Below are 2,637 nucleotides of genomic sequence, written 5' to 3' on the forward strand. Positions count from 1 at the left end.
ACCCGGCTCGTGCCCGCCGCCTGCCGGCGGCGGACCGGGCGGTGGTGGTGCGCCACACCCCGTTCGTCATCCGCCTGCGCGACCGCACCGTGGCCGGCTCCGTCGTCATCCGCACCCGGCACGGCCTTGTGCAGGGCATCCACCATCGCCATGTTCGCCTGCTCCAACGAGCCGACGGCTACGGCTACACCACCCGCCCAGAAGCGCGGCACTGTGCCGCGTTTCCTCCCCCGCCCGCAGGCGGGGGTATCCACGCTGGAAGTAACCGATGAACACCGATCTACCCGAGGATCTCCAGCGGCAGCGGCTCCGGGAACATCTGGAGTCCATGATCACTCGTACCGACAAGGCCACCTCGTGGCGCGATGCGGCGAGTTCACTGCGGAGCCTGGTGAACCACGAGGGACACGTCCCGATCAGAACCAGCCTGTCGACCGAGGACCTCGACTTCCTCGAAGGGGCACGCGAAGAGCTCCTCGACTTCGCCACGCTCGGCGTCAGGCTGCTCGACCTGCACCAGCCCCGTGACGCGGGCGGCATCACCAGCGACACGGCACATCCGATCCTGCGCTGCCGCAGCTGCATGTGGCGCTGGCCGTGCCCGACGTTCCGGGCGATGGTGGAGTCCCTGGGCACCACCAGGAGGCTCACCTCCTGCCGGCACGTCGAAACCGGCACCGCCGAGGACGACGAGTGCGCGCAGGTGACCCTCATGGTCTCGGTGAGACCCGAGAGCGACACCACGACCGCGCCGACCTCCAACGGCAACGGCCCCGGCTGACGGCCCGAACCGGCGGCTCGCCGGACCCGGGCCGATCGGATCAGGGCCGGTGACGGCGCCCCCCGACGGCGCCCCCCCGACGGCGCCCCCCGACGGCGCCCCTCGATGGCGGCCGGGCGGTGCCGTTCAGACGGAGATCGGCAGGCGGATCTCGAAGCGGCAGCCCGGACCGGAGTTGACGACGCCGATCGCTCCCTCGTGGGCCTCGACGATGCCGCGCGCGATCGCCAGGCCGAGGCCCGCTCCGGCGCCGTCGGCACTGGGCGTGCGGGCCGCCTCACCGCGGAAGGCGACGTCGAAGACGCGGGGCAGGTCGTCCGCCGGAATGCCGCCGCAGCAGTCGGCGACGGACAGGCAGGCGATCTGGCCCTCGATCGAGGCGCGGACCAGGACGGTGCCGTCGCCGGGAGTGTGCCTGATCGCGTTGACCACCAGGTTGCGCAGCGCCCGGGAGAGCTCGGCCGCGTCGGCCTGGACGGGGATCACCGGGTCGACCTCGCCGGCCAGCCGCACCCCCTTGGCCCTGGCCAGTTGCTCCACCCCGGCCAGCGCGTCGGCGACCAGGTCGCCGAGGCCGATCCGGTTGCGTGACAGGCGCAGCGCCCCCGCGTGGATCTTGGACAGCTCGAAGAGGTCGTCGACCATTCCCGACAGCCGGTCCACCTCCAGACGGATCTGCCGGTGGTAACGGCCTACGGTCTCGGGGTCGGCGACCACCCCGTCCTCCAGGGCCTCCGCCATGGCCCGCATGCCCGCCAGCGGGGTACGCAGGTCGTGGCTGACCCAGGCGACGAGCTCACGACGCGCGCTCTCCAGGGCGCGCTCGCGCTCGTGACCCAGGCGCAGGCGCCGGTAGGCCTGATCCAGGCTCCCGGCGATCGTGCCGAGCTCGGCGGGGAGACCTCCGGGCGGGGTGAACTCCCCCGAGCCGGGCACCGCGTGCACCGCGTCGACGAGCCTGCGGCTGGCCGCCACGACCCGGCGGGCGAGCACCGTCGCGACGCCCAGCCCGACCAGACCACCCACCGCGACCACGCTGAGCACGATGTCCCTAGGCGTACCCTCAATGATCATTTTCAGGGTGATGGCGACCACACCGCCCACCGTCGCCACCACGGTCACCACGACGACCACCGCGAGCATCGCGCCGATCGATCGCTCGCGCAGCAGCCACATCGCCCCCAGCCCGGCGAGCGCGACCAGCAGGCCGAGGCCGGCGGTGACCGCGACGATCAGCAGGATCTCGGGGATCACGGCTCCACCAGCGGTTCGTAGCGGTAGCCGACGCCCCACACCGTGACGATGCGCCGGGGAACGGTCGGATCCGGCTCGATCTTCTCGCGGAGGCGGCGGACGTGGACGGTCACCGTGGAGGAGTCGCCGAAGGACCAGCCCCAGACCTGGTTGAGCAGCGCGGAGCGGCTGAAGGCCTGGCGGGGGTTGCGCATCAGGTGGGCCAGAAGGTCGAACTCGCGGGCGGTCAGCATGATCTCGTCACCTCGGAACCGCACCTCGTGCGCCCCGACGTCGACGGTCAGATCACCGTCCCTGAGCACCCCGGTGCCGGTCGGCAGCGAGGCGCCGCGCGCCCGCCGCAGCACCGACTGCACGCGCAGGGCCAGTTCCCTGGGGCTGAAGGGCTTGGTGACGTAGTCGTCGGCACCGGTCTCCAGACCGACGACTCTGTCCATCTCCTCACCCAGCGCGGTCAGCATGATCACTGGAACCGGCCACCGCTCCCTGAGCTTCCTGCACACCTGGAGCCCGTCCATCTTGGGGAGCATCAGGTCGAGCACCATCAGGTCCGGCGGGTTGGACAGCGCGCGCCTGAGCGCCTCGGCGCCGTCTCCGACGCA

4 protein-coding genes are annotated in these 2,637 nt (G+C 71.9%); 2 read left to right on the forward strand and 2 right to left on the reverse strand.

Annotation, left to right across the window (positions count from 1 at the left end; translation table 11 throughout):
* Both ABZ260_RS49685 and ABZ260_RS49690 read left to right on the forward strand, forming a co-directional pair.
* Window positions 1-272 (forward strand): hypothetical protein (locus ABZ260_RS49685; RefSeq protein WP_355632585.1); only part of this gene is annotated, 272 nt, incomplete at its 5' end.
* Window positions 269-781, forward strand: coding sequence for a hypothetical protein (locus tag ABZ260_RS49690; RefSeq protein ID WP_355632588.1), 513 nt, complete (start codon window positions 269-271; stop codon window positions 779-781). The genes ABZ260_RS49685 and ABZ260_RS49690, both read left to right, overlap by 4 nt.
* 126 nt (window positions 782-907) lie before the next feature.
* On the opposite strand, the gene ABZ260_RS49695 is transcribed toward ABZ260_RS49690, so the two are convergent.
* Together ABZ260_RS49695 and ABZ260_RS49700 are read right to left on the reverse strand one after the other, a co-directional pair.
* Complete coding sequence (locus ABZ260_RS49695; RefSeq protein WP_355632591.1) at window positions 908-2,035, reverse strand: HAMP domain-containing sensor histidine kinase; 1,128 nt, start codon at window positions 2,033-2,035, stop codon at window positions 908-910.
* On the reverse strand, window positions 2,032-2,637 hold a 606-nt coding region (locus ABZ260_RS49700; RefSeq protein WP_355632594.1), incomplete at its 5' end, for a response regulator transcription factor. The genes ABZ260_RS49700 and ABZ260_RS49695, both read right to left, overlap by 4 nt.

Source organism: Streptosporangium sp. NPDC006013 (assembly GCF_040614275.1).
Taxonomy (GTDB): domain Bacteria; phylum Actinomycetota; class Actinomycetes; order Streptosporangiales; family Streptosporangiaceae; genus Streptosporangium.

What these genes read in the sequence shown, in the direction of transcription:
- ABZ260_RS49690 (WP_355632588.1), top strand. Translation starts at nt 269, where the DNA reads ATGAACACCGATCTACCCGAGGATCTCCAGCGGCAGCGGCTCCGGGAA.